This is a genomic window from Isoptericola sp. Y581 (genome assembly GCF_059445475.1).
In genome coordinates this window covers 166,057-192,753 of the sequence record NZ_JCAIUK010000009.1, presented here as the reverse complement: position 1 = coordinate 192,753, position 26,697 = coordinate 166,057, and the positions used below count along the sequence as shown (strand labels likewise).

Annotated in this window: 27 protein-coding genes and 1 riboswitch; of the genes, 17 read left to right on the top strand and 10 right to left on the bottom strand. The window is 72.2% G+C overall.

Annotated elements, in window-relative coordinates:
- Positions 1–228: 228 nt before the first annotated feature.
- Genes AC1C2W_RS17680 through AC1C2W_RS17665 form a run of 4 tightly spaced genes read left to right on the top strand, consistent with a single transcriptional unit; the run spans position 229 to position 4,513 of the window.
- On the top strand, positions 229–1,536 hold the full coding sequence (locus tag AC1C2W_RS17680; protein ID WP_495391273.1) for an extracellular solute-binding protein: 1,308 nt from the start codon (positions 229–231) through the stop codon (positions 1,534–1,536).
- A gap of 14 nt (positions 1,537–1,550) precedes the next feature.
- Complete coding sequence (locus AC1C2W_RS17675; RefSeq protein ID WP_495391274.1) at positions 1,551–2,504, top strand: carbohydrate ABC transporter permease; 954 nt, start codon at positions 1,551–1,553, stop codon at positions 2,502–2,504.
- A gap of 28 nt (positions 2,505–2,532) precedes the next feature.
- Complete coding sequence (locus tag AC1C2W_RS17670; RefSeq protein WP_495391300.1) at positions 2,533–3,429, top strand: carbohydrate ABC transporter permease; 897 nt, start codon at positions 2,533–2,535, stop codon at positions 3,427–3,429.
- 16 nt (positions 3,430–3,445) lie between these two features.
- Positions 3,446–4,513 (top strand): App1 family protein phosphatidate phosphatase, encoded by a 1,068-nt coding sequence (locus AC1C2W_RS17665; protein WP_495413846.1) that lies wholly within the window; start codon positions 3,446–3,448, stop codon positions 4,511–4,513.
- Between the two features lie 60 nt (positions 4,514–4,573).
- Here AC1C2W_RS17665 and AC1C2W_RS17660 read toward each other — a convergent pair whose 3' ends face one another.
- From AC1C2W_RS17660 to AC1C2W_RS17630, 7 genes are all read right to left on the bottom strand, one after another.
- Entirely contained in the window at positions 4,574–5,767 is a 1,194-nt protein-coding gene (locus AC1C2W_RS17660; protein WP_495391276.1) for an MFS transporter, read from the bottom strand.
- Positions 5,768–6,023: 256 nt separating this feature from the next.
- Entirely contained in the window at positions 6,024–6,719 is a 696-nt protein-coding gene (locus AC1C2W_RS17655; protein WP_495413845.1) for a response regulator transcription factor, read from the bottom strand.
- Between the two features lie 205 nt (positions 6,720–6,924).
- Positions 6,925–8,358 (bottom strand): sensor histidine kinase, encoded by a 1,434-nt coding sequence (locus AC1C2W_RS17650; protein ID WP_495413844.1) that lies wholly within the window; start codon positions 8,356–8,358, stop codon positions 6,925–6,927.
- Between the two features lie 54 nt (positions 8,359–8,412).
- Positions 8,413–9,120, bottom strand: a complete 708-nt coding sequence (locus AC1C2W_RS17645; RefSeq protein ID WP_495391279.1) for a ubiquinone/menaquinone biosynthesis methyltransferase — start codon at positions 9,118–9,120, stop codon at positions 8,413–8,415.
- A complete protein-coding gene (locus AC1C2W_RS17640) occupies positions 9,117–9,764 on the bottom strand; it encodes a lysophospholipid acyltransferase family protein (protein ID WP_495391280.1) in 648 nt (215 codons plus the stop codon). Before AC1C2W_RS17640 ends, AC1C2W_RS17645 begins: the two co-directional genes overlap by 4 nt.
- A 56-nt stretch (positions 9,765–9,820) precedes the next feature.
- Positions 9,821–10,753: a glycoside hydrolase family 16 protein gene (locus tag AC1C2W_RS17635; protein WP_495413843.1), complete on the bottom strand. Its 933-nt coding sequence runs from the start codon at positions 10,751–10,753 to the stop codon at positions 9,821–9,823.
- A 190-nt stretch (positions 10,754–10,943) separates the two neighbouring features.
- The gene (locus AC1C2W_RS17630; protein WP_495391282.1) at positions 10,944–11,504 is read right to left on the bottom strand and encodes a TetR/AcrR family transcriptional regulator; all 561 of its coding nucleotides are present in this window, start codon (positions 11,502–11,504) and stop codon (positions 10,944–10,946) included.
- A gap of 111 nt (positions 11,505–11,615) precedes the next feature.
- Here AC1C2W_RS17630 and AC1C2W_RS17625 point away from each other — a divergent pair, with 111 nt between their 5' ends.
- Positions 11,616–12,458 carry an alpha/beta fold hydrolase gene (locus AC1C2W_RS17625; RefSeq protein ID WP_495391283.1) on the top strand — a complete coding sequence of 281 codons (843 nt, stop codon included), beginning with the start codon at positions 11,616–11,618 and terminating at the stop codon, positions 12,456–12,458.
- A gap of 42 nt (positions 12,459–12,500) precedes the next feature.
- Here AC1C2W_RS17625 and AC1C2W_RS17620 read toward each other — a convergent pair whose 3' ends face one another.
- A complete protein-coding gene (locus AC1C2W_RS17620; RefSeq protein WP_495391284.1) occupies positions 12,501–13,748 on the bottom strand; it encodes an NYN domain-containing protein in 1,248 nt (415 codons plus the stop codon).
- Between the two features lie 224 nt (positions 13,749–13,972).
- On the opposite strand from AC1C2W_RS17620, the gene AC1C2W_RS17615 reads away from it, so the two are divergent.
- From AC1C2W_RS17615 to AC1C2W_RS17565, 11 genes are all read left to right on the top strand, one after another.
- Positions 13,973–16,204, top strand: a complete 2,232-nt coding sequence (locus AC1C2W_RS17615; protein WP_495413864.1) for a carbon starvation CstA family protein — start codon at positions 13,973–13,975, stop codon at positions 16,202–16,204.
- Positions 16,188–16,436, top strand: coding sequence for a YbdD/YjiX family protein (locus AC1C2W_RS17610; protein WP_495413842.1), 249 nt, complete (start codon positions 16,188–16,190; stop codon positions 16,434–16,436). The genes AC1C2W_RS17615 and AC1C2W_RS17610 overlap by 17 nt, the downstream gene beginning before the upstream one ends.
- A 120-nt stretch (positions 16,437–16,556) precedes the next feature.
- Positions 16,557–16,877, top strand: a complete 321-nt coding sequence (locus AC1C2W_RS17605) for a DUF6317 family protein (protein WP_495413841.1) — start codon at positions 16,557–16,559, stop codon at positions 16,875–16,877.
- Complete coding sequence (locus AC1C2W_RS17600; protein ID WP_495413840.1) at positions 16,874–18,658, top strand: polymorphic toxin type 30 domain-containing protein; 1,785 nt, start codon at positions 16,874–16,876, stop codon at positions 18,656–18,658. Before AC1C2W_RS17605 ends, AC1C2W_RS17600 begins: the two co-directional genes overlap by 4 nt.
- A gap of 19 nt (positions 18,659–18,677) precedes the next feature.
- Entirely contained in the window at positions 18,678–19,022 is a 345-nt protein-coding gene (locus AC1C2W_RS17595) for a hypothetical protein (RefSeq protein ID WP_495391289.1), read from the top strand.
- 41 nt (positions 19,023–19,063) lie between these two features.
- Positions 19,064–19,216: a contact-dependent growth inhibition system immunity protein gene (locus AC1C2W_RS17590; protein WP_495413863.1), complete on the top strand. Its 153-nt coding sequence runs from the start codon at positions 19,064–19,066 to the stop codon at positions 19,214–19,216.
- Positions 19,217–19,336: 120 nt separating this feature from the next.
- Positions 19,337–19,510, top strand: coding sequence for a hypothetical protein (locus AC1C2W_RS17585; protein WP_495391290.1), 174 nt, complete (start codon positions 19,337–19,339; stop codon positions 19,508–19,510).
- A gap of 123 nt (positions 19,511–19,633) precedes the next feature.
- On the top strand, positions 19,634–20,536 hold the full coding sequence (locus AC1C2W_RS17580; RefSeq protein WP_495413839.1) for an NADP-dependent oxidoreductase: 903 nt from the start codon (positions 19,634–19,636) through the stop codon (positions 20,534–20,536).
- Positions 20,537–20,616: 80 nt separating this feature from the next.
- A riboswitch (SAM riboswitch) is annotated at positions 20,617–20,723 on the top strand.
- A gap of 5 nt (positions 20,724–20,728) precedes the next feature.
- Positions 20,729–21,751: a methylenetetrahydrofolate reductase gene (locus AC1C2W_RS17575; RefSeq protein ID WP_495391292.1), complete on the top strand. Its 1,023-nt coding sequence runs from the start codon at positions 20,729–20,731 to the stop codon at positions 21,749–21,751.
- A gap of 99 nt (positions 21,752–21,850) precedes the next feature.
- Positions 21,851–24,256, top strand: coding sequence for a 5-methyltetrahydropteroyltriglutamate--homocysteine S-methyltransferase (gene metE, locus AC1C2W_RS17570; protein ID WP_495391293.1), 2,406 nt, complete (start codon positions 21,851–21,853; stop codon positions 24,254–24,256).
- A 442-nt stretch (positions 24,257–24,698) separates the two neighbouring features.
- Complete coding sequence (locus AC1C2W_RS17565; RefSeq protein ID WP_495391295.1) at positions 24,699–25,202, top strand: FBP domain-containing protein; 504 nt, start codon at positions 24,699–24,701, stop codon at positions 25,200–25,202.
- A 112-nt stretch (positions 25,203–25,314) separates the two neighbouring features.
- Here AC1C2W_RS17565 and AC1C2W_RS17560 read toward each other — a convergent pair whose 3' ends face one another.
- The gene (locus AC1C2W_RS17560) at positions 25,315–25,788 is read right to left on the bottom strand and encodes an SRPBCC domain-containing protein (protein ID WP_495413838.1); all 474 of its coding nucleotides are present in this window, start codon (positions 25,786–25,788) and stop codon (positions 25,315–25,317) included.
- A 16-nt stretch (positions 25,789–25,804) separates the two neighbouring features.
- On the opposite strand from AC1C2W_RS17560, the gene AC1C2W_RS17555 reads away from it, so the two are divergent.
- Positions 25,805–26,146, top strand: a complete 342-nt coding sequence (locus AC1C2W_RS17555) for an ArsR/SmtB family transcription factor (protein ID WP_495413837.1) — start codon at positions 25,805–25,807, stop codon at positions 26,144–26,146.
- A 280-nt stretch (positions 26,147–26,426) separates the two neighbouring features.
- On the opposite strand, the gene AC1C2W_RS17550 is transcribed toward AC1C2W_RS17555, so the two are convergent.
- Positions 26,427–26,648, bottom strand: a complete 222-nt coding sequence (locus AC1C2W_RS17550; RefSeq protein WP_495391298.1) for a hypothetical protein — start codon at positions 26,646–26,648, stop codon at positions 26,427–26,429.
- Between the last annotated feature and the right edge of the window lie 49 nt (positions 26,649–26,697).

Sequence of the window (26,697 nt, the reverse complement as noted above, 5' to 3'; positions counted from 1 at the left end):
TTTCCTCGCCCGCCGTGGCGCGGCGTCGCACGCGTGCTCCCGCCCTCTTGACGGCCCGTCACCGCTAGTCCATCGTGGTCCCACGTTGGAGCGCAACGTTGCACTCATGGAGGGTCGATGCAGACCAAATACCGCAGGTCCGGGGCGTCCGGAGCATGGCAGGGCCACGCGTCCGGCCGGGGCCCACGTCCGTCCGGCACGAACGGCGCGTCGGACGACGTCCCGCGGATGAGCCGCAGGGGGTTGCTCCAGGCAGCCCTCGTCGGCGCCGGGGGCATCGCGCTCGGCGGCGCGCTGTCCGGCTGCTCCACGCCCGCCGCGTCCGGCAACGGCCGCACGTCGGTGATGGTCTGGGACCTCTTCTCGGGCGGCGACGGCGCGCTCATGCAGGAGATGTCGGGCGCGGTCGCGGCGGCCAACCCGGACATCGCCCTCGACACCACGACGCTCGAGTGGGGTGCGCCGTACTACACGAAGCTGGCGATGACGTCGTCCGGCGGGCGCCCGCCCGAGGCCGCGGTCATGCACGTCTCCCGGCTCGCCGGGTACGCGCCCGGCGGGCTCCTCGAGCCGTTCGACCTCGACGCGCTCGCCGCGCTGGGGGTCGAGCAGAAGCACTTCGCCCCGGCAGTGTGGGAGAAGGCCCAGTTCGACGGCCAGCTGTACGCGCTGCCCCTGGACACCCACCCGTACATCGCGTTCCACAACCCAGCGGTCGCCGGGGACGCGGGGCTCCTCGGATCCGACGGCAAGCTCGCCATCGCATCGGGGGCGGACGCGTTCCTCGACGCGGCCCGCGCCATGGCCGAGGTCACGGGCGAGACGGGCGTCGGCTGGGGGTACCTGCGTGATCCGGCCGGCTGCTGGCGCATGTTCTGGGGCCTGTACAACCAGAACGGCGGGGGCTACGAGCTCACGCCGGGCAAGTCCGCCCAGCTCGACGAGCGGGCGGCCGAGGAGGTCTTCGAGTTCCTCCAGACCATGGTCGACGGCATCGTCGCCGCCAAGAACCAGGACGGCAACGCCGCGTCCGGCCGCTTCATGTCGAACCGCGTCGGGATGATGTTCGCCGGCGAGTGGGACCTGCCGATGTTCCGCGACGCCATCCCCGACGTCGGGGCCACGCCGTTCCCGGCGGTCTTCGACGCCCCGGCGAACTACGCCGACTCGCACTCGTTCGTGCTGCCCAAACAGGCGCACCCCGACCCCGCCAAGCGCGAGGCCACCTACCGCGTGCTCGCCGGCCTCCTCCAGGAGGGCATGACCTGGGCGTCCGCCGGGCACATCCCCGCGTACCAGCCCATCGTCGAGCAGCCGGAGTACCAGGAACTCACCCCGCAGCGTGACTACGCGCCCGCGGCGGAGATCGCCGTCTTCGACCCCGACGCCTGGTTCACGGGCGGCGGCAGCGACTTCCAGACGCGGATGGGCGACTCCATGACCGACACCCTGTCCGGCAACGCGACCCCGCGTACCGCCGTGGACCGGCTGCTGAGCGAGATGGACCGGTTCCTCTCCCAGCCCAACCCCGCCTGATCGAGAGGACGACGATGACCGTCTCGAACGTCACCACGCTCCCCGGGCGGGCGCTGCCTGCCCGGTCCGCCGCCAAGGCGTCGTCGCGTGACACGCAGCGCCGGTCGCTGCGGGAGCGGGACCGGTCCGGCTACCTGTTCGTCGCTCCGTTCGCCGTGGCGACCGGGCTCTTCCTGGTGTGGCCCACGGTCTACGGCCTGTGGATGAGCTTCACCAACCAGAGCCTCACGGGCACCGGCAGCGAGTTCATCGGCTTCGCCAACTACGCCGAGGCTTTCAGCGACCCGCAGGTGTGGGAGACGCTGTGGCACACCGTCTGGTTCACGCTCCTCAGCACGGTGCCCCTGATCCTCGTGGCGCTCGTCATGGCGCTGCTGGTGCACACAGCTCTGCCCGGCCAGTGGGTGTGGCGCATGTCGTTCTTCGCCCCGTACCTGCTGACCAGCGCCGTCGTGTCCGGGCTGAGCGGCTGGCTGTTCCAGCCGGACATCGGCCTGCTCGACACCTGGCTCGCGAACCTCGGCCTCGGCCCCGTCGGCTGGATCACGGACGAGAACGTGGCGATGTTCTCGATCGCCATGGTCACCGTGTGGTGGACCGTCGGCTTCAACTTCCTGCTCTACCTCGCCGCCCTGCAGGGGATCCCGTCCCAGCAGTACGAGGCGGCCACGATCGACGGTGCCGGTGGGTGGCGGCGGCTGTTCTCCATCACGATGCCCCACCTGAAGACCATCACCGGGGTGATCGTCGTGCTCCAGCTCCTCGCCTCGCTCAAGGTGTTCGACCAGATCTACCTGCTGACCAAGGGCGGACCGAACGGCAGCACCCGGCCCATCCTCGAGTACGTCTACGACATGGGCTTCACGAACTACCGGCTCGGCTACGCCTCGGCCATCTCGTACGTGTTCTTCGCCCTGATCCTCGTGTTCACGCTGGTGCGGCTGCTGCCGTCGAAGAAGGAGGCCTGACGTGGCCGTGACCGAGTCCGTCTCGACGATGTTCGCCGCCCGCCGGGCGGGCGCGCTGCAGGCCAAGGCCGAGAACCGAGCCCTCACCAAGCTGACGATCGGCCCCTCACCGTGGGTGCGGGTCGGCGCGCTCGCGGCGCTCGTCGTGCTCGCCGGGCTGTGGCTGCTTCCGCTCCTCTGGGGTGCGGTGACGAGCTTCAAGCACGAGGCCGAGGCCGCGCTGCCGGCGTCGTGGTGGCCGGCCCAGGGGTGGACGCTCGACGCCTACCGGCAGGTGCTCGGCAACAGCGAGCTGCTGACCTGGATGTGGAACAGCCTGGTGGTCGCCGTCCTCGTGACGGCGTTGACGGTGCTGATCTCCGCGATGGCGGCCTTCGCGTTCTCGCAGACCCTGTTCAAGGGCCGCGGGCTGCTGCAGTGGCTCACCCTCGCGTCGATCATGATGCCGGGCCAGATCCTCATCGTGCCGCTCTTCAAGCAGATGCAGGCCATGGGCCTCGTGGACACGTTCGCGGGCATCGTGCTGCCGCAGGTCGTGGCGCCGGTCATGGTGTTCATCCTCAAGCGGTTCTTCGACGCCATCCCCCGCGAGCTGCTCGACGCCGCCCGCATCGACGGCGCGGGCACGTGGCGGCTGTTCTGGACGATCGTGCTCCCGCTGTCGAAGTCGATCCTGGTGGCCGTCGCGATCTTCGTGTTCATCGGGGCCTGGAACAACTTCCTGTGGCCGTTCATCGTCACCACCGACCCGCAGTTCATGACGCTGCCGGTGGGGCTGTCCACGGTGAAGAACGCCTACGGCGTCCAGTACGCGCAGAACATGGCGTCGGCGATGATCGCCGCGCTGCCGCTGCTCGTGGTGTTCATGATCTTCCAGCGCCGCATCGTGCAGGGCGTGGCCACGACGGGCATGGGCGGGCAGTAGGCGGAACAATCGGGGCATGTCCGACCCGACCGCCCCCGCGGCGCAGCTCACCACCGCACGTCCGACCCAGCGACCGCACCTCGCGGCGCTGATCGAGGACCGATGGTGCACCGCCGCGGGGGCGGTGCTGCGTCGGCGCGGCTGGGTGCCGCGCGTGATCACGTACACCGGGTACGGCAGCCCGCGGCGCGTGCGGGTGCTGGCCCGCGTGCTGCTGGTGCCGCCGTCCCGCGCCGACGGTCGTCGTGCCGCGGTACAGGACGGCGACCGGCGCGGCCTGTGGAGCTACCTCACCCTCCCCGCGCCCGGCGAGCCGGTGCGCGTCGCGGTGGGCGGGGCCGTGGCCGACCTCGAGACCGACCGCGCCGGGTACGTGGACGTCGAGGTGCCGCTCCCCGACGACGGCCCTCTGCCGCCCGGCCGGCACGACGCGACCCTCACGACCTCCGGTTCGACGACCGGACCGTCGTCGGGGCGGACCGTCGTCGCGCCGGTGGTCGTCGTCGGGGACGGCGCGACGTTCGGCGTCGTCAGCGACATCGACGACACGACGATGGTCACCGCGGTCCCGCAGCCCCTGGTCGCGGCGTGGAACACGTTGATCAGCCGGCCGAGCGCCCGCCGGCCCGTGCCGGGCATGCCGGAGCTGTACCGGAAGATCGCGGCGGACCACCCGGACGCGCCGTTCGTCTACCTCTCCAACGGGGCGTGGAACACCGCGGGCACGCTGGCCGGCTTCCTCGACAGGCACGGGTTTCCGTCCGGGCCGCTGCTGCTCACCGACTGGGGGCCCACCCAGTCCGGCTGGTTCCGCAGCGGCCCGCGACACAAGGGCGAGAGCCTGGACCGGCTGATGACGGCGCTGCCGCAGGTGCGCTGGCTGCTGCTCGGCGACGCCGGCCAGCAGGACGAGGACGTGTACGTGCGGGCGGCCGCGCGCTGGCCGGGCCGCGTCGCGGCCATCGCCATCCGGCAGGTGGAGCGCGCCCGCCCCCGCCCGGCGCGGCGGCCACCGCCGGCCGACGTCCCGCTGGTGCACGGCGCGGACGGGAACGCCCTGCTGGTCGAGCTTGCGCTGACCTGAGCCTGTCGAAGGGCCGACACCGCCGACGCCCTCCGCCCCTGACCGGCGTCGGGCCTGCCGTCAGGGTCGCGTGCCCGGGCGGAGGGCGACCAGGATCGGGAGGGTCGCGGCGTTCGCGACCGCGAGCACGAGGTAGGGCAGGGCGTGCGCGTGCCCGAACAGGCCGGTGAACAGCACGGGCCCGACGAGCTCGGCGACGACGAACGAGTACTGGAAGACCGCCAGGTACGTCCCGCGCGCGTGCGGGCCGGCCATCGCGGCCACCAGCGAGGTCGACGCCGGAGCGTGCAGCACCTCCGCACCGCTGAGCACCGCCACCGACAGCAGGAGCATGAGCCCCGCCGCGGGCAGGGATCCGGCCGCGGCCAGCGCCATGATGAGGAAGGCGACGCACCACAGAGCGGCGGCCGCCCGCAGGAGGCCGGGCGCGGGGCGTCGCGCCGCGAGCAGGCCGCCGCGGTGTCCCAGCAGGGCGACCAGCAGGGCGTTGGCGACGAGAAGCGCGGCGGTGAACCAGCCCGGTCCGTGCAGCACGGACCGGACGAGCGTCGGGAGGGTCAGCCCGGCGAAGAGGGTCGAGAGCGCGAAGACCGTGTTCGTCAGCAGAAGCGTGCGGAACCGCCGGTCGCGCAGCAGGAGGCGGGAGCTCACGGGCTGATCCGTGGCGGCCGACCGCGGAGACGAGCGGACCGTCAGCACCAGCAACGCTGCGGCCGAGTAGCCGCCGGCGGCGGCCCACGCCAGGGCCAGGTAGGCGCTGATGGCATCGAGCGAGACGACGAGCCCGGCGACCAGCCCGCCGGCCACGATGCCCACGGTGCGCACGGTGTTGATCCGCGCGAACCACGCCTCCACCGGCCGCACCGGGTGCGCCTCGGCATGCTCCGCGACGAGCGCAAAGACCGACGACCAGAACAGGCGTCCGCCCACGGCGAGGACCATGGAGACGGCGAAGACCGCGAACGGGTCGCGGGCCACGACGAGGCCGACGTAGCCCGCGGCCTGCAGGCTCAGCGCCGCCACGACCAGCGGCCGCGGGCCGACCCGGTCGACCAGCCGGCCGGCCACGATCGGCACGGGCACGGCGACGAGCCCCGAGGCCGTGATGACGGCCCCGAGCACGGAGAGGGAGATGTCGGTGAGGACGGTGAGGTAGACGAGCGACAGGGGGAGGAAGAGTCCGCCGGCGATCGAGGCCGAGGACAGCGCAAGGGTGAGCGCTCCAGCCCTGTCGTCGCGAGGACGACCAGGCACGGGAATCTGCTTTCGGTAGGCATCAGAGGCATGACGAAGCACCCGGCGTGCCGTCGCACGTCGGGTAGTTCAGCTGCGTCTGACGTCCACGAGCCCGAGGCTATGCCCGGGTCTCCCCAAGGTCATCGGAATTCCGCACGGGCGCGGGGTTGCGCCGCCGCCGACTCGTCGCTGTCGCGGCGCAGGTGCTCCGGGGTGGCCCTCACCAACGACTGGCTCTCCCACACCATCGGCGCGCTGCTCGGCGCGCCCCGCCTCAAACTCGCCGCAGCGGCACGAACCCCGACTCGTAGGCCCGGACGACAGCCTGCGTGCGGTCGCGCACGCCCAGCTTGGCGAGCACGTTGCCCACGTGAGTGCGCACCGTCTCGACGCCGAGGTAGAGGTCTCCGGCGATCTCCGCGTTCGACATGCCCGACGCCACCAGCCGGAGCACCTCCCCCTCGCGCTCGGTGAGCCCGACCGAGCGGAGCGCGTCCCCCGCCGACGTGTCGGGGCCGTGGGCGGCCACGAGCCTGCGCACCGCGTCGGGGAACAGCAGGGAGTCGCCGCGCGCCACCAGCCGCACCGCCTGCACGACCTCCTCGGGCCGCGCCCGCTTCAGCAGGAAGCCCTGGGCGCCCGCGTGGAGGGCGTCGAGCACGTGGTCGTCGTTCTCGAACGTGGTGAGGACCAGCACGCGAGGGGCGGGGGCGCCCGGTCGGTCGCGGGCGACGACCGCCTGCGTGGCGGCGATCCCGTTCACGCGCGGCATGCGCACGTCCATGAGGACGACGTCGGGGCGGGCGTCAGCGACGAGCTGCGGCACCCCGGCACCGTCGTCCGCCTCCCCCACCACCTCCAGGTCCGGCTCGACCTCGAGGATGACGCGCAGTCCCGCGCGCACCAGCGGCTCGTCGTCGACGAGCGCGACACGGACGGTGCGTACCGGGGCGTGCTCGGGGAGCGTCACGCGTCGATCCTCGCGCATCCGACGCCCGCGCGATCACCGATGCGACGCGTCCCGGTCGGGGACCTGCGTCCCTGCGCGTCACCTTCCCGTCGTCCGACGACGACGTCCAGGGACGCCAGTGGCCGGGCCACGCACCACCTGCGTCCCTGTGCGTCGCCTTCCCGCCATCCGATGACGACGTCCAGGGACGCCGGTGGCGCGGCCGTCACAACGGGAACCGGGCGCGCACCACCCACACACCGCCGTCCGGCCCGGCGGAGAGCTCCCCGCCCAGCAGCCGCACGCGTTCCGCCATGCCTGGCAGACCGCGGCCGCCGGCCGGGGCCGGGGTTTCGACAGGCTCAACCAGCGGCGCTGTGCCGACGGGCTCAACCAGCGGCGCTGTGCCGACAGGCTCAACCAGCGGCGCTGTGCCGACAGGCTCAACCAGCGGCGCTGCGTCGACAGGCTCAACCAGCGGCGCTGTGTCGACGGGCTCGAGCGGGTTGGTCACGTCCACCTCGACCACGCGCCACAGGTCGGCGGCCACTCTGACGGTCACCGGCGCGCCGGGGGCGTGCCGCACGGCGTTGGTGAGCGCCTCCTGCACCACGCGGTACACCTCGTGGGAGGTCGCGCGGGGCAGGGGCGCGGCGCGCGCGTCGCCCGTCAGGTCGAGGCGGACGTCGGCGCCGGCGCTGCGGGCGTCGTCGACGAGCGCCGACAGGTCGGCGAGGGCGCGCGCCGGGACGCGCGGCGGCTCGCGTCGCGGGTCGCGTCGTGGGTCGTCGGCACCGCGCAGCAGGCCGAGCACGTGATCGAGGTCCGCCATCGCGGCGCGGCCGGTCTCCTCGACGGCGGCGAGCGAGCGCCGGGCGGCGTCCGGGTCGGTGTCGAGCTGCCGCGCGGCGGCGGCCGCCTGCAGCGTGGTGATGGTCAGCGCGTGCCCCACGGAGTCGTGGAGCTCGCGCGCGAGCCGGCCCCGCTCGGCGAGCCGGTCCGCCCGCGCCTCGAGCTCGGCGATGCGCGCGCTCTGGTCCGGGCCCAGCAGCGGCACCGCGGCCTGCCGCAGCAGCCGCCGGGCGCCCACGGCCAGATAGGGCACCGCCAGCAGGGCGACGACTGCGACCACCAGCCAGGCGGCCGGGTGCCGGGAGAGCGTGGGGGCCACCTGCACCATGAACGCGCGGTCGATGCCGAAGACGGAGAGCACGAGCTGGGTCGCGACCGGCACCGCGACCAGCAGCCCCAGCGTGACCACGGCCCCGAGGGCCAGGTGCAGCGCGAACCACGCGGCCGCCCGCCAGCGCGTCGCGACCGTGGGATCCCCGACGGGGTCGGGCAGGTCGCGGGGGTCGACGTCGAGGAAGGTGCGCACGGCGGCGATCTCGAGCGCGCGGACCGGGGCGAGGAAGGGCGGCGAGCAGACGATCGCCGCAGTGACCACGGCCAGCACGCTCACGGCGACGACCGGCGTGCCCGCCGTCGTGTACATCTGCACGAAGCCGGTCACGAGGACGACGTACGCCCCGGCCACGACACCCCCGACGACGAGGTACACGCCCGCGCGCACCGTCGCCGCGCTGACGAGCGGGGCCGCGGCGCGACCCAGCGCGTGCCGTACCCCGCCCCCGTCCGCGACCGCCGTCCGCGCTGCCATGCCGGCCAGTCTTCCAAGCGGCCCGGCGGCGCGCCTCCCCCGGCCGGGTGAGCCCTACGGCTTCTGCGCGGTGACGATCATGTGGGTGCCGAGGAACCTGCGGTCCCAGGTGATCCCGGTGAAGCCGAGCCGCCCCAGGATGGCGGCAACCTCCTCGGGCGACTTGAACCCGAGGGTGGACTCCTCGAGGTACGTGTAGGACTTGCGGTCGCGCGCCACGAGCTGGCCGAGCAGCGGGATCACGACCTTCACGCCGAGCGTCACCGGGTAGCGCAGCAGCCCGCGCGGCGGGCAGGTCTCGAGCACCACGACCCGGCCGCCCGGCCGGAGCACGCGGAACTGCTCGGCGAGAACGCGCTCGGCGTCCTCGACGTTGCGCAGCAGGTAGCCGTGCGTGACGGCGTCGAACGACTCGTCGTCGAATGGCAGGGCGTTCGCGTCCGCGAGCTGCCAGGTGACGGCGTCCGCGCCGGGCTTGGCCCGCGCGCCGTCGAGCATGCCCTCGGCGAAGTCGGCGCCGGTGACGGCGGCGTCCGGGTACCGCCTCGCGGCCTCGAGGGCGATGACGCCGGTGCCGGTCGCGACGTCGAGCAGGGAGCCGCCCGCGGGAACCTGCGCCCGCCGGACGACGTCGCGGCACCAGGCCTGGTGCCGCCCGAGCGTCATGATCCGGTTCATCCGGTCGTAGTAGGCCGGGACCGTGTTGAAGAGGTTCTGGACCGCCTCGCCCTTCGGGTGGGACGAGGGCGCGGGGTCGGTCACGCCGCGAGCTCCTGGCCGCTCATCTTGTGGATGGAGTCCATGACGTGGTCGGTGAGCTCACGACGCACCTGCGCGGGGCGGGACCCGGTGGTGAGCTGTCGCGACGGGTCGATCGGGGCGCCGAAGTTGACCTGGATGCCCCGCGTCGGGCGCGGCAGTCGCTTGCCCACGGGCTGCACCTTGTCGGTGCCGCGCAGGGCGACCGGCACGACGGGCGCCGACCCGGCGAGCGCGAGCCACGCCACCCCGGTGTGCCCAGGGTGCAGCTTGCCGTCGCGCGAGCGCGTGCCCTCGGGGTAGATGCCGAACGCGCCGCCCCGCTTCAGCACCCGGAGCGCCTCGTCGAGGGAGCGCTGCCCGCCGCGGGGGTCCTCGCGGTCCACCGGGACGTGGCCCATCGTGGTGAAGAACCAGCGGGAGACGCGGCCCTTGAGCCCGCCGCCCGTCCAGTACTCCGCCTTGGCGATGAACGTGACGTGCCGAGGCACGACGAGCGGGATGATGATCGAGTCGATGAACGACAGGTGGTTGCTCGCCAGGATCACGGGCCCGCGCCGCGGGATGTTGTGCAGCCCGGTGACGCTCGGGCGCAGCAAGACGTACACCAGAAGCGACAGGACGAGGCGCAGGAACCGATAGGTCACCGCACCATTGTGCCCCCTGTGCGGAGCGGCTCGGCCGGCCCGCGCAGGGGGAGCGCTCAGCCGGCGGCGTTGCTGCCGTTGTCGTACACGCGCACGTAGTCCACCTTCATCTGCTGCGGGAACTGGGTGGTGGCGTCGGGGTTCCCGGGCCAGTTCCCGCCCACCGCGACGTTGAGGAGGAGGTAGAAGTCGTGGTCGAAGGCCCACGGGTTGCCGCCCGTGTCGGCCGCCGAGTACGTCTGGTACGTCACCCCGTCCACGGACCAGGAGACCTGCCCCGGCTTCCAGTCGACGGCGAACGTGTGGAACGTGTCGGCGAACGACCAGCCCTGCGGGTGCTGGTAGGTGCCGGTCAAGGGGTTGCCGCCGGAGTAGCCCGGCCCGTGCAGGGACCCGTGCACCAGGTGCGGCTCGAACCCGACGTTCTCCATGATGTCGATCTCGCCCGAGTCCGGCCACGGCACGCTGCCGAGGTTGCCGCCGAGCATCCAGAACGCGGGCCAGATCCCCTGGCCGCGCGGGATCTGGATGCGCGCCTCGACCCGGCCGTACTGCGGCTGGTACTTCCCCCGGGTGGTCATGCGCGCCGAGGTGTACGACCCGTCGCCCTCCTGGCGGGCCGTGATGACGAGGTTCCCCGCGCCGTCGAGCGCGGAGTTGTCGCGGGACGTCGTGTAGTTCTGGAGCTCGTTGTTGCCCCAGCCGCCCGCGCCGGTGTCGTACGTCCATCGGTTCCCGTCGGGCGCCGCCCCCGCTGCGCCGTCGAACTCGTCGGACCAGACCACGTCGCCCGGCGCGGCGGCCGCGGCGGCGGGTTCGGCCTCGGGCTGCGCGGCCCCGGCCGTGGGGAGCGCGACCGACGCGGCGAGCGCGGCGAGGCCGACCGCTGCGGCGGTGCGCCAGGGGGCGGTGCGCCAGGGGGCGGTGCGCCAGGGGGCGGTGCGCCAGGGGGTGGTGCGGAGCCTGGAGTGCTGTCGAGCGTGAAGCATCGAACCTCCGATTCCGGCGGGCATGCCGCCTTCGAGACACGACGATGCACTCCACGCGAGGTTCGGCGCGGCAATGCACCGTGGTGGGGCCTCGTCGACCCACACGTGTCACCTTAGGAAGGGGGCGTGCCTCGGGCAAGCGATCTCGACCGGAGGATCGTGACCGGAAGAGCCGGCCCGGTCCGCCCGGTCACGCCACGTCGGCGTCGAGCAGCGCCTCGGCGGCGCGCCGCGCCGCGAGCGCGACGTCCGCATCCTGCGTGATGGCGGCGGTCGTCTGCGCGCCCTCGGCCAGGAGGACGACCTGCAGCGCGACGGCGTCGGGCAGCCCGGCCTCGCGCACGAGCCCGAGCACGTGCTCCCGGAACGACTCCTTGTGCTCGCGCACGGCGTCGGCGATGCGCGGCGACGTCGCGCCCAGCTCGCCGAAGGAGTTGATGAACGCGCAGCCGCGGAAGCCGTCCTCGCGGAACCATGCGTCGAGGAAGTCGAAGACGGCGAGGACCCGCTCCCGTGGCGTGGTTGCCGCGGCGATGGCCCGGCCCACGCCCTCGGCCCACTGGCGGGTCCGCAGCGCGAGGACCGCGACGACGAGGTCCTCCTTGGACTGGAAGAGCGAGTAGATGCGCTTCAGCGAGATGCCTGCCTCGCTCCGCACAGCGTCCATACCGACCGACTGCACGCCCCGGGCGTAGAAGAGGCGGTCGGCGGCCGCCACCACCGCGTCGCGCGCCGCGTCCTCGTCCACCACTGCTCCCCCTCTCGTCGACCGCTCCGCTTGCGCGGAGAACCATCGTTCTCTACTGTAACGGTCATCAGGGAGAACGACCGTTCTCCCCTTCTCCGCGAAGGGACAGCCACCATGGGTTACATCACCGTCGGGCAGGAGAACAGCACGGACATCGAGCTGTACTACGAGGACCAGGGTTCCGGTCAGCCGGTCGTCCTCGTCCACGGGTATCCGCTCGACGGGCACAGCTGGGAGCTGCAGGCGCGCGAGCTCCTCGCCGCCGGGTACCGCGTCGTCACCTACGACCGCCGCGGCTTCGGGGCGTCGAGCAAGGTCGGCTCCGGGTACGACTACGACACGTTCGCCAAAGACCTCGACGCCGTGCTCACGACGCTCGACCTGCGCGACGTGATCCTCGTCGGCTTCTCGATGGGCACCGGAGAGCTCGCCCGGTACGTGCGCAACCACGGCCACGAGCGCGTCGCGAAGCTCGCCTTCCTCGCGTCGCTCGAGCCATTCCTCGTGCAGCGCGACGACAACCCCGAGGGCGTGCCGCAGGCGGTGTTCGACGGCATCGTCGACGCCGCCCGCTCGGACCGCTACGCCTGGTTCACGCAGTTCTACAAGGACTTCTACAACCTGGACGAGAACCTCGGGACGCGCATCAGCGAGGAGGTCGTGCGCGCCAACTGGAACACGGCGGTCGGCTCGGCGCCCGTCGCCGCCTACGCGGTCGTGCCCACCTGGATCGAGGACTTCCGGCCCGACGTCGAGGCCGTGCGCGCGGCCGGCAAGCCGACGCTGATCCTGCACGGCACGAAGGACAACATCCTGCCCATCGACGCCTCGGGCCGGCGCTTCCACCAGGCCGTGCCGGACGCCGAGTACGTCGAGGTCGAGGGCGCCCCCCACGGCTTGCTGTGGACGCACGCCGACGAGGTCAACGCGGCGCTGCTCGCGTTCGTCGGTCGCTGAGCGACCTCGGCCCGCTCGGCCCGCTCGGCCCGCTCGGCCCGCTCAGCCCGCGGTGAGCAGGTAGTCGTCGGCGTCGTCGTCCCACGCGAGGGCGACGGCGCCGGCGGCCGCGGCACCCTTCGCAAACTGCAGGAAGCCGCGATAGCCGAGCGCCTTCTCAGAGAAGTCGGGCCGGCGCTTGCGCACCTCGTTCTTCAGCCCGGACAGCGGCGCCGAGCCGCCCGCGTCCTGGACGACGGTGCGCAGCAGGCCGAAGGCACCCGCGGTGTCCTGCTGCTCGGGCAGCGCCACCTCGGGGTCGCCGGTCGACGGCCCGGGCGACAGCACCACGAAGCCGCGATCGGCCAGGAAGCGCAGGAACTCGCCGAACGTGCGGAAGCCGTAGTCGGACTCGCTGAACGTGGGGTCCTTGCGCACCAGCGTGCGCTTGAGCATCGACGCCGTGACCGTGCCGCTGGTCGACGCCTGCAGGTCGGCGAGGGTCTGCGCCACCCGGACCTCCATCGGCGCGTCCTCGTCGGACGCGGCGGTCTCGTCGTGCTCGACGTCGACCTCGGGCTCGACGCTCGGCTCGACCTCCGGCTCGACGGCGGGAGCATCCGCGGGCGCCGCGGCCTTCCGGCGCCGGCCCTTGGCGGCCGTCGTCGGGGCGGACGCCGCAGGTGCGGCCTCCTCGGCGGGCGCGACGGGCTCGGCGGGCGCCTCGACCGGGGCAGGGGCCTTGGTGCGGCCTCGCGTGGACGACGACCTCGCCGACCCCTTCGCCCCGCCGCGCGACTTCTTGGGCGCGGGCGACTCGGACTCGTCGGGCACGTCGACGCCCTCGAGCCGGTCGTAGAAGAGGAACTCGTCACACGCCGACGGCAGCAGGCGGGACGTGGAGTTCTCGACGCCGACGCCGATGACGCGCTTGTCCAGCTCGCGGAGCTTGTGGACCAGCGGAGAGAAGTCGGAGTCGCCGGTGCACATGACGAACGTGGTGATGTACTCGCGCTCGAACGCCATCTCGATGGCGTCGACCACCATCTTGATGTCGGCGGCGTTCTTGCGGGACGCGCCCATCCGCTGCGTCATCTCGATCAGCTCGACCTGGTGCCGGGTCAGCATCCGCCGATCCTCGTCGAAGTACGACCAGTCCGCGTACGCGCGCCGCACCACGACGCGGCCGCGCACGGCGAGCGCGTCGGCGATCGGCTTGAAGTCGAACTGCATGCCGCCCAGGTGGTCCCTCGCGCCGAGCGCCAGGTTCTCGTAGTCGAGGAAGACGGCGAGGCGCTCTTCGGTGTCCATGCTCGTCACCCTACGGCGCGGCGAGGCGGCCGCGCGCCCTGTGCCCCTGGGCCGTCCAGGTCCATGAACGGGTACGGACAGCAGACGGCGCGCGCTCGTGACGTGCGTCGCCCCGGATCCCTATCCTGTGTCGGACACCCGCACCCGCCGGGCTCCGCAACGACGCGACGCCATGGAGGCACACCTTGACAGCAGATTCCGGAGCCGCCGCGGCGACGGACGAGATCGTCCCCGACCCCGCGCTCCCCCCGACCTCCGTCCCCGCCGAGGAGCGGACCCCCCGCTGGACCTGGCAGAAGGTCGCGCTCTGGGCGGCGATCTCGCTGCTCGGCGGCGTGGCATGGGTCATGATCGCGCTGGTCCGCGGAGAGACGATCAACGCGATCTGGTTCGTGTTCGCCGCGGTGTGCACCTACCTCATCGGGTACCGCTTCTACTCGAAGGTGATCGAGCGGTACATCGCCCGGCCGGACGACCGGCGCGCCACCCCCGCCGAGACGCGCGAGGACGGCAAGGACTTCGTCCCCACCGACCGCCGCGTCCTCTTCGGCCACCACTTCGCCGCCATCGCGGGCGCCGGCCCGCTGGTCGGCCCGGTGCTGGCGGCCCAGATGGGCTACCTGCCGGGCACCATCTGGATCATCGTCGGCGTGGTGCTCGCGGGCGCCGTGCAGGACTACCTGGTGCTGTTCTTCTCCATGCGCCGCGGCGGCCGCACCATCGGCCAGATGGCGCGCGAGGAGCTCGGCCGCATCGGCGGCGTCGCCGCGATCGTCGCGTCCCTGCTCATCATGATCATCATCGTGGCGATCCTCGCCCTCGTGGTGGTCAACGCCCTGGGCGAGAGCCCGTGGGGTGTGTTCAGCGTCTCGATGACGATCCCGATCGCGCTGTTCATGGGCGTCTACCTGCGCTACCTGCGGCCCGGCAAGATCACCGAGGTGTCGCTCATCGGCTTCGTGCTGCTGCTCGCCGCGATCGTCGGCGGCGGCTGGGTCGCCGACACGGCCTGGGGTGCCGAGCTGTTCCACCTCGACCGCACCACCATCGCCGTCGGCGTCATCGTCTACGGCTTCGTCGCCGCCGTCCTGCCCGTGTGGCTGCTGCTCGCCCCGCGCGACTACCTGTCCACGTTCATGAAGGTGGGCGTAATCCTGGTGCTCGCGGGCGCCGTCGTCATCGTGCGCCCCGAGATCTCCGTGCCTGCGGTCAGCGAGTTCGCGGGCAGCGAGACCGGCCCGGTGGTGGCCGGCAACCTGTGGCCGTTCCTCTTCGTGACGATCGCGTGCGGGGCGCTGTCCGGGTTCCATGCCCTCATCGCGTCCGGTACCACGCCCAAGCTGGTGGAGAAGGAGCGGCAGACCCGCTTCATCGGGTACGGCGGCATGCTCATGGAGTCGTTCGTCGCGATCATGGCGCTGGTCGCCGCGATCTCGATCGACCGCGGGGTCTACTTCGCGATGAACTCCTCGGCGGCGGCGACGATGGGCACGGTCGAGGGAGCTGTCGCGTTCGTCAACTCGCTCGGCCTCGCCGGGGTGAACCTCACGCCGGACACGCTCACCACCCTGGCGAGCCAGGTGGGCGAGCCATCGATCGTGTCCCGCACGGGCGGCGCCCCGACGCTGGCGCTCGGGCTGGCGCACATCATGCACCAGCTGGTGGGCGGCACCGCGATGATGGGTTTCTGGTACCACTTCGCCATCATGTTCGAGGCGCTGTTCATCCTCACCGCGGTGGACGCCGGCACCCGCGTGGCCCGCTTCATGCTGCAGGACACGATCGGCAACCTGGCCCCGAAGTTCAAGGACATGAGCTGGCGACCAGGGGTCTGGGTGTGCACCGCGATCATGGTGGCCGGGTGGGGCACCATCCTCTATCTCGGCGTCACCGACCCGCTGGGCGGCATCAACACGTTCTTCCCGCTGTTCGGCATCGCGAACCAGCTGCTGGCCGCCATCGCGCTCGCCGTCGTGCTCGCGATCGTCGCCAAGCGGGGCCGCGGCTACTGGGCGTGGCTGTGGATCGTCGCGCTGCCGTTGGCGTTCACGGCGCTCATCACCATCTGGGCGTCGTTCGAGAAGATCTTCTCTCCCGTCCCCGCCGTCGGGTACTGGGCCCAGCACAACGCGTTCCAGGCAGCGCTCGACGCCGGGGAGACGTCGTTCGGCACCGCGCCCGACGTCGCCGCGATGGAGGCCGTGGTGCGCAACACGTTCGTGCAGGGCACGCTGTCGATCGTCTTCGTGGTGCTGTCGATCGTCGTGATCCTCGCGTCGCTGGTCGTGACGATCAAGGCGCTCCGCACGGGCGGTGGCGAGAACCACGAGGACCCGCCGGTCGCGTCGCGGCGGTTCGCCCCCGCGAGCCTGTTCGCGACGGCGGCCGAGAAGCGCATCGAGAAGCAGTGGGCCGACGCCGGCCTGACGGAGGCCGCCCGTGCCGGGAACCGCTGACACCCGCGTCGGTGTCGTGCACGACGTCGCCCGGGCGCTGACCCGGGCGGCGTCGTCGGCGGGTCGGAGCCTGCGCTGGTACGTGCGGCAGGTGATGGGCGACGACGCCTACCGCACCTACTGTGCGCACGAGGGCTCCGCACACCCCGACCGCGAGCCGATGGGCGAGCGCGAGTTCTGGCGGGAGCACTACGCCGAGCAGGACCGCAACCCCGGGTCGCGCTGCTGCTGACCGTGGCCTTCGAGACGCGCGCCAACGGCCGTCTGATCAGGCCTGATGGGTAGTTCTCCCCGTGGTGCATCAGGCGCGAACCTGGTTACTCTCTCCTCTGGCAGGAGGGGGTGAGGGCCGATGGCGGACCTCCATGTGGACCTGGACGCGGTGACGGAGTTGGGCTCGAGCCTGACCGTGGTGGCCGACGAGTTCGAGAACGCGAACACCAAGAGCGACCGGATCGCCGAGGCGGTCGGGCATGGCGGGCTCGCCGACGTCGTGCGCGACTTCGCGCACGCCTGGGACGACACCCGCGAGAAGATGACGGAGAACCTGCGCCTCCTCGCCGACGCGTCGGTCCAGGTCGCCCAGGCCTTCACCGACATCGACTCCGACCTCGCCCACGGCATCAGCGGCGAAAGCGCCCCCGCCCCGTCGCGGCCCGGTGGTCCGGTATGAGGCCGGCGGACTGGTCGCCGGTCGGGCTGGACTCCGACCCGACACCGGGCGACCCCGTCCTCGTGCTGCACGGTGGGCAGGACTACCTGGAGGTCGCCGACTCGATCAACGACGCCGCCGGCGCGATGTCCCGGTTGGACGTCGCGGGCACGATCTCCCAGGCCGTGGACGCCCTCATGGAGACCAAGGAAGACACCGTCTCGGAGATCCGGCGCGCGCACTCGCGCTACCAGGCCACCGGCAACGCCCTGGTCGACTACGCCTCCGCGCTCGAACGCGTCCAATCCGAGACCCTGGCCGCCCTCGAGCAGGCCCGCCAGGCCAAGGACGCCGCAGACTCCGCCGCGGGGGCACGCGACCGCAACCAGGACCTCGCCGACGCCGCGACCGACCCGGAAGAAAAGCGCGAGTACCAGCAGCAGGCCGAGGCCGCGGGCGGCAACGCCGACGACGCGAACGGGCAGATCTCCACCGCCCGGTCCACGATCGAGACCGCCACCTCCGACCGCGACCGCGCCGCCGGAGACGCGGTCTCCCGCATCGAAGACATCACCGGCGGCGACGACCTCAACGACGGCTGGTGGGACAACTGGGGATCCAAGCTCGTCGCCGCGATCGCGGACATCGCCGACATGATCTCCATGATCGCGGGCCTCCTCGCGGTCGTGGTCGCGTTCATCCCCATCGTCGGGACCGCGCTCGCCGGGGTGTTGATCGTCGTGGCCGCCGTCGCAGCCATCGTCAGCGCGCTCGCGAACATCACCCTCGCCGCGACCGGGGAACGCTCCTGGGCCGAGGCCGGGATCGCGATCGCCGGCGCCGCACTATCCGTCATCGGACTCGGCGGCGCCGCGAAGGCCGCCACCGGACTGTCCAAGGCCGCGCTGAAGCAGGGCGCCAAGACCGGCGCGAAGAAGGCCTGGTGCAAGGTCGGGTTCGGCACCTGCTTCACCGCGGGCACCCTCGTGCGCACCCCTGACGGCCCTGATGGGGTCAAGGCGATCGAAGACGTCCGCGCCGGGGACAAGGTCTACGCCCACAACCTCGCCACAGGTTTCGACGAGCTGCAGCTCGTGGTCGAGACCTTCGTGCGTCAGACCACGACCCTGTACCACCTGACCATCGGCGGGACGGTCGTCACGACCACCGACGAACACCCCTTCATGGTCGCGAACATGGGCTGGATCTTCGCCCGCGACCTGCAGCCCGGCGACATCCTCGTCACCAGCGACACCACCGGTGACGGCACGGTCACCCTCGACCGCATCGAGATCGAGGAGCGCGACGAGACCGACGCGGTCACGGTCTACAACTTCCACGTCGAGACCCACCACAACTACTACGTCCTCGCCGGCAGCCTGCCCCTCCTGGTCCACAACGCTGGGGGTCACAGCGGAGCGAGCAGCTGGCCCGACGAGGTGGTCGCATCGCGGGCAGCTCCCGGAAGCCCTCTGTCCAGGGTGCCCGACGATGCAGAGATGCCCCCATTCGCACCGCACACCGGTGCTGGCGCCCAAAAGGGAGTGAAGTTCAGGTGGACCGACGCTGACGGGAAGGCGAACCAACTTCATGCACACGATGTCGACGGCACCGCGCCTCTCGGAAGCAACTCCGCCGGCGGTCCGATCTACCGTCACAAGATCGGCAACAGGTATGTGATGGAAGACGGCGGGTTGGCCCACCCCCAGTGCACCAACCCTCGAAGCCCAAACTACAATCCAGGTCACGCGAACGCGACACACATCCCGTGGCCCAGCGACGTACCGCTTCCGTGGTCATAAGCGTCAAGGAGAATCAGCGATGACACTCGAAGCACACGACATCCGTGAGCTCGCTGCAGAATTGGCATCCCCCACAGCAAGAGCACGAGACTTCGCCGCCGAGAAGGTGACGGATTGGCTCTCGGAAAGCATCGCCCCTCAGCTGGCCGCAGCCCTCGCCCGAGTGCTGGAGGTCGCTCTCTCACTCGAGGACGACGAGACGGCCTTGCGGTCCCAACTCAATGCCTTGAGCGAGATCTCATCCTACGGGCTCGTACCCAAGGACGTAATCGCGCGGGTCATCTCAAGCAGGGAATGGGACTATCGTTGGGCGAGCGACTTTATCGAAGGACTTAGGGACGACCTGCCGATTGCGCCCGAGTAGACATGGGCTAATAGTTTCGGCCCAGTCAAGAGGTTTCACTAATCGCACGAGCGTACATTCACCAGGACCATGACACCGAGGCCCCGACCCCACTCGGAGTGGTCGACGTGTTCCGGTCGGCGGAGACGCCTGAGATCGTGGCAGAGCTCGAGGCCGAGATCGATGACGTGCTAGCCGGTAACCCCAGCGTGTGAGCTTCCGCAAGTGGTTCACCGGCATGTCGTCGGCGCTCCGGTGAGCGTCCTGATCGACGGTTCCGCCGTCGTGGCCCTGCTCGGCTGGGCCGACGAGCCGGACGGACTCCCGCCCGCGCTGTGTCACCCCGCCGCCGCGGGACGCTGGACCTCCACCTGTGGGGCGGGTGCATCGTCGCCTCCAGCGAAGACCGCCTCGCGACCCTTGCCGCAGACCTGCCCGACGTCGTCCCCGGCGTCGCGAACGTCCCCTGGGAGACCGTCGTCGGGCTGGCGAGCGGGCCCGCACTCTGACGACACCGGGACGATGGCGCTGGCCACGGACGACCTGACGGTGGACGATCGTCGCGATGAGGTCTTGACCGCCGACCAGACGGTCGGGGAAACCTCCGACCTGCAACACCTGAGGGAGTGAACGTGCTGGCGATGGTGTTCGAGACGTACGGCGGCCCGGACGTGCTGCACCTGGCCGAGATGCCCGACCCCGAGCCCGGGCCGGGCCGGGTGCGTGTGCGCGTGGAGGCGGCGGCCGTCAACGTCTGGGACACCAAGGCCCGCAGCGGGGCGGGCTCGGACGCCGCGTCACCGCAGTCCCCCGTCGTGCCGGGGCTGGAGATCGCCGGCGTCGTCGACGCGCTGGGCGACGGCGTGACGGGCGCCGCCGTCGGCGACCGGGTCGTGGGCTTCGCCGCCACCGGCGGGTATGCCGAGCTCGCGCTCACCAGGGTCTTCGCCCCCGTCCCCGACGGCCTGCCCGCGACGGCGGCCGTCACGCTTCCCGTCGCGGCCGAGACCGCCGTCCGCGCGCTGCGGCGCCTCGACGTGCGCCCGGGCGAGACGCTGCTGGTGCACGGCGCGTCGGGGTCCGTGGGCGAGCTGGCGACACAGCTCGCGGCGCGGCGCGGCGTCCGGGTGATCGGGACGGCGTCGCCGCGGAACCAGGACCGGGTCGCCGCCCTCGGCGCCACGCCGACGCCCTACGGCGAGGGCCTCGTGGAGCGGGTGCGCTCCCTCGCCCCCGACGGCGTGGACGCCGTCCTCGACACGACCGGCGCGGGCGTGCTGCCCGACTCGATCGAGCTGCGCGGCGGCACCGACCGGATCGTCACCATCGCGGACGACGGCGCGGCCGAGCTCGGCGTGGAGTTCAGCTCCCGGTCCGAGCGCGACGCCGGCGAGCTCGCCGAGGTCGTCGCGGCGCTCACCCGCGGGGAGCTCACCACGACGGTCGCCGCGGTGCTGCCACTCGCCGACGCGCCCCGCGCCCACGCGCTCGTCGAGAGCGGACACGCGGGCGGCAAAGTCGTGCTGGTGCCCTGACCTGGGCGGCGACGACCGGCCGATCTCACCCAGCGGTCTCATCCTCGCCCGCATCGCGGATGGTGCGTACGATCGAGGTCCAGCCATCCAGAGCGGCCGAGAGTCCTGGCTCGACGACGCCGCAGCAACCCGTTCTCCGACGGAAGCCTCCCGAGGACGAAGGTGCTCACGCCAGGATCGATGGAGTGACGCATGGTCGCAGAGGCATCTCTTCCGCCCACCCCGGCGCTGCCCGCACGCCCGACGATCTCGTTCGAGCTGATGCCGCCGCGTCGGCCCCACGCCGCCCCGAAGTTCTGGGAGACGGCGCGCCGGCTCGTGGCCACGCACCCGGACTTCGTCTCCGTGACGTACGGCGCGGGCGGGGGTGACCGGGCGACCGCCCGGCAGGTGGTGTCCACCCTGCTCGAGGGCACGCCCGTCCTGCCCGTCGCGCACCTGACATGCGTGGGCGCCTCCCGCGAGGACGTCTCCGCCGTCATCGACGACTTCCTCGCCGCCGGCACGCGGGCCTTCCTCGCCCTGCGCGGCGACCCCCCGAAGGACCAGCCGGACTGGCGCCCGCCCGCGGACGGCGTCGAGTCGTCGATCGATCTGGTGCACCTGCTGCGCGAGATCGAAGCCCGGCGGTGCGCCGCCGACCCGGGGGCCGCCCTGCGGGGCGCCGCCCGGCCGCTGACCATCGCCGTCGCGACGTTCGTCGACGGCAACGTGCAGGCCGGCACCACCCGGACCCAGGAGGTGCAGCGCCTGCTGGAGAAGCAGCAGGCGGGCGCCGGGTTCGCCATCACCCAGATCTTCTACGAGGCCGACTCGTACACCGACTTCGTCGCCGAGGCCCGCGCAGCCGGCGTGACGATCCCGATCCTCGCCGGGCAGCTGCCCACGACCGAGCCGCGCCGGCTCCGTCGCGTCGAGGAGCTCACCGGCGTCCGCGCGCCCCAGCACCTGCTGGACGCGCTCGACGCCCTACCGGACCCGGAGGCGCAGCACGCCTACGGCACCGCGCGCGCCGTCGAGCTCGCCCAGCACGTACTCGACGCCGGCGCACCCGGCATCCACGTGTACACGTTCAACAAGTACCGTCCCGCTCTGGACCTGCTCGAGGGTGTGCACCTCGGCGGACCGGCGTCGCCCGACGAGCCGTCGGACGACGCGGACCTGGCCAGAAGGCCGTGGGTACCGGGCATCCCGACACAGGCTCCCGCCGTCTGACCCCGTCGGCGGTCGAGCCCGTCGAGACCCGGCTCCGGGTTTCGACAGGCTCAACCAGCGACGTCAGACGATCCCGGAGCCCACCCGTGAGGAGTGCTCATGTCCACATCCCCGTCCACCCCCGCCTTCCCCGGCGGCACCGTCCTCGGCTACCCGCGCATCGGGCGCCGGCGTGAGCTCAAGCGCGCCGTCGAGTCGTTCTGGGCGCTGCCGGCCGACGAGCGCACCGACGCCGTCGACCTGGAGATCGCGGCCGGCGCGCTGCGCAACGACACCGTCCGCCGCCTCGCGGCACTCGGGCTGAACCCCGACGACGGGTCCGTGCCCGGCTCGTTCTCGTACTACGACCAGGTGCTCGACGTCGTCGCCCTCCTGGGCGCGGTGCCCGAGCGGTTCCGCGACCTGCTCGACCCGGATGACGGGTCCCTCGAGCTCGACGGCTACTTCACGGTGGCCCGCGGCCGCGGCGAGGACGCGCCGCTCGAGATGACCAAGTGGTTCGACACGAACTACCACTACCTGGTGCCCGAGATCAGCGAGACCACGCCGATCTCGTTCGCCGACCACCGGATCGTGCGCGAGTACGCCGAGGCCAAGGAGGCCGGCGTCACGACGCGCCCGGTGCTCGTGGGCCCGGTGACGTTCCTCGCGTTGTCGAAGAAGGCGGACGAGGCGGGCGCCGGGTTCCGCCCGCTCGACCGGCTCGACGACGTCGTCGCCGCGTACGCGGAGCTGCTGCGGGCGCTCGCCGCCGTCGGCGCCCCGTGGGTGCAGCTCGACGAGCCGGCGCTCGTCACCGACTCCGTCGACGCGACCTTCGAGGAGCTCTCCGACGCCGTGACCCGCGCGTACGCAGCGCTCGCCACAGACCTCTCGGTCGACGCCGACGACCCCGCCGCCGCGCGGCCCGCGATCCTCGTGTCCGCGCCGTTCGGCGGGCTGGGCGACGACGGGCTCGCGCTGCTCGCGGGCACCGACGTGGACGCGATCGCGATCGACCTCGTCAAGGGCGCCGTGCCCGCCGCGCCCGAGGGCGGGGTGCCCGGGCTCGCCGGCAAGACGCTCGTCGCGGGCGTCGTGGACGGCCACAACATCTGGCGCGCCGACCTGGCCGCCAAGCTCGACGTCGCCGAGTCGCTGCGCCCGCTGGGCGCCGGGGCCCTCGCCGTCGGCACGTCGACGTCGCTGCTGCACGTGCCGCACGACGTCGAGGACGAGGTCTTCGGCGCGGGCACCGGCACCGTGCTCGACCCCCGCCTGCGCGACTGGCTGGCGTTCGCCGACCAGAAGGTCGGCGAGGTCGCGATCCTGGCCCGCGGGCTCGCCGAGGGCCGGGACGCCGTGGCCGACCACCTGGCCGCGTCGTCCGCGGCCGCGGACTCCCGCGCGACCGCGGCGGGCGTCGTCGTGCCCGCGGTGCGCGACCGCGCCGCCGCGCTCACCGACGCCGACTTCGCCCGCGGCCCATACGCGGAGCGCGCGGCGGCGCAGGCCGCCCGGCTGAACCTGCCGGCGCTGCCGACCACCACCATCGGGTCGTTCCCGCAGACCCCCGAGATCCGCAAGGCCCGCGCCGCGTGGACCAAGGGCGAGCTGCCCGACGCGGACTACACGGTCGCGATGCGCGCGGAGATCGACCGCGTCGTGGCGCTGCAGACCGAGCTCGGCCTGGACGTGCTGGTGCACGGCGAGCCGGAGCGCAACGACATGGTGCAGTACTTCGCGGAGCACCTCGACGGGTTCGCGGTGACGGCGAACGGCTGGGTCCAGTCGTACGGCTCGCGCTGCGTGCGCCCGCCGATCCTGTGGGGGGATGTCGAGCGGCCCGCGCCGATCACCGTCGAGTGGTCGGCCTACACGGCGTCGCTCACGGACAAGCCGGTCAAGGGCATGCTCACGGGCCCGGTCACGATCCTCGCGTGGTCGTTCGTCCGCGACGACCAGCCGCTCGGCGACACCGCGAACCAGGTGGGCCTCGCGCTGCGCGACGAGATCGCCGACCTCCAGGCCGCGGGCATCGGCATCGTGCAGGTGGACGAGCCCGCGCTGCGCGAGCTGCTGCCGCTACGCCGCGCCGACCACGAGGCGTACCTGCGCTGGTCGGTCGGGTCGTTCAAGCTCGCGACGTCAGGCGTCCAGGCGGCGACGCAGATCCACACGCACCTGTGCTACTCGGAGTTCGGCGAGGTCATCGGCGCGATCGACGGCCTCGACGCCGACGTGACGTCCGTCGAGGCGGCGCGCTCGCGGATGGAGATCGTGCCGGAGCTGCGCGACGCCGGGTACGCGCGCGGCATCGGGCCCGGGGTGTACGACATCCACTCCCCCCGCGTGCCGTCCACCGAGGAGATCACCGAGCTGCTCGAGCTGGCCGTGAAGTCGATCGACCCCGCCGTGGTGTGGGTCAACCCCGACTGCGGGCTCAAGACGCGTCGTTACGCGGAGGTCGAGCCGGCCCTGGCCCACCTCGTCGCCGCCGCCCACGAGGTCCGCGCCACCCTCTGACCCCCACGCCGGTTGAGCCTGTCGAAACCGCCTGTCGAAACCGCCTATCGAAACCGCCTGTCGAAACCGCCTGTCGAAACCCGTGCGGTGGTTTCGACAGGCTCAACCAACACCCGGTCCGGCGTCGAGGTGACGGAATTCGCGTCGACCCGGGCGACGGTCCGTGCCACCATGGACGGGCCGGTCGCGCCTCGGGCGCGAGCGGACCAAGATCTTCACGAGCGAGGAGCGAGCGATGCAGGGCGTCGCAGGGAGCGGGGTGGGCCACCAGGCCTGCTCGGGCAGTCCCGCCTGCCCCGTCGTCGCCACGCGCTGACACCAGTCGGCTGCCGGGCGGCGCGGGGCTTCGTCATGCCCACCGTCACCCGGCCACCTTCTTCGACGACGCCGTCTCGCGACGTCGTGCGCCGGTGACGCCCCCGCTCACCGAAAGCCGAACCGCATGAACCCCCTCACCGAGAAGCAGCTCCACGACAGCCTCGTCAACGCCACCCGCAGCGAACGGCAGCGCATGATCGTCCCCGATCTCGCCACGCTCGACTGGGAACGCCTCGACTACCTCGGCTGGCGCGACCGCAAGCAGCCGCTGTCCGCCTACGCCGTCACCTGGATCGACGACGAGCCCGTCGGTGTCCTGCTGCGGGCCGCCGAGCGCACCGGCCCGCGCCGCGCGGTCATGTGCGCGTGGTGCGAGGACGTCGTCGAGACGCGCGACGTGCAGCTCTACGTCGCCAAGCGCGGCGGAGCCGCCGGCCGCAAGGGCGACACGATCGGCACGCTGATCTGCTCCGACTTCCGGTGCTCGCGCAACGCCCGCCGTCGGCCCACTCTCGCCGAGGCCGGGTCCGACGACGACGGCGTGCGCGCCGCGATCGTCGAGCGCCGCGTCGAGAGCCTGCGCGCGCGCACCCGCCGGTTCCTCGACGAGGTGCGCAGCACCGTCTGACACACCCGCACCCACACCCACACCCACACCGCTGACGCCGAAAAGGCGGTTGACGCCGCTATCCGGCGCGATCTCGCGCCTGCACGGTGTCAACCGCCTGTTCGGCACTGGGTCAGCGGTAGAAGCCCTCGCGGAGGTTGATGCCGTGCTCGACCCACGCCTTGAGCGCGGCAAGCATGCCGGTCCAGCCCTCGCAGTTGCCGAAGGCGTGCTTCGCGCCGTCGGGCGTGACGGTCCACGACGACTCGGTGATCGTGACAAGGGTGCGGGCGTCGTCGTCGACGGGCTCGAACTCGAAGGTCACGGTGGTCGCCGTGCCCTCGGTCGTGGCCTCGCCGTCCCAGCGGATGACGAGGCGCCGCGCCGGGTCGGCCTCGACGACGGTCACGGGGAACCGGCCGGGGAAGTCGGCGAAGTCCCAGGACACGTCGGCCCCGGGCTCGAGGCGCCCGCGCGCGCCGCCCGTCGTGAAGTAGCGGGAGAGCTGGTCGGGGTCGGCGACGGCCTCGTAGACGTCCCGGGTCGGGCGCGAGACGCGGCCCGAGACCGTGAAGGTGAGCTCGGTGAGTGCCTGCTTCTCATTCATGTTGTAGTTTTATCACATGAATGACGCCGCGCCCAGGGTCACTGCCGACGACCTCGTGTTCAAGGCCCTGGCCTCGCCGGTCCGGCGCCGCATGCTCGACGCCCTCAAGGAGTCGTCCCTCACGACCGGCGACCTGTGCGCCCGCTTCCCCGAGCTCGACCGCACCACCGTGCTCCAGCACCTCCGGGTGCTCGAGCGCGCTGAGCTGGTGACCGGGCGCAAGCTCGGGCGCGAGCGGCACCTGGCCCTCGCCCCCCTGCCGATCAAGCGGATCCACGACCGGTGGATCGACGCCTACGCCCGCGCGGCCGTCGAGCTGCTCGACAGCCTCGACAGCCTCGACGACGTGCCGTCCTGACCGCCGGCAGCTGTCGACCGGCACGCCCGCACCACGGGCAACGACCCCGGGTAGGCGAGCATCCTCGGCAGCGGGCCGCACGCCCCCACCCCGCGCCGGGTGCGCTGCGACGGGTCGGTGCTGCCCGACTGCACGACCTCGTGGAGAAGTCCCACCGGGCCGGGATGGCGCAGGTGCGGCCCGGCGTGAACTACCTCGACTTCCACTTCGCCGCCATGGGCGTCGAGGCCTGGACCTCAGCGCGGTTCTCCGCCTGACCCGACCCCGGTGCAGGGCTGGTTCAGCGCTCGTGTGCGCCGATCATCGGCAGACCGAAGGCGAGCGCGACCACCAGGATGCCGCCGACGACGAGGTACGGGTCCAGGGGCGGGTTGCCGCCGGACGCGCCGGAACCGAACAGCACAAGACCGCCCAGGAAGAGCACGAACATGCCGAGGAAGCGGACGACGACGGCGCCGGTGGGCTCGGACTTGGTGCGCGGGTTGACCTGGTAGTCGCTCATGAGCAGAGCGTACGACGGCGCCGCGCGGCTCGGCCAACGAGGGGCTCTG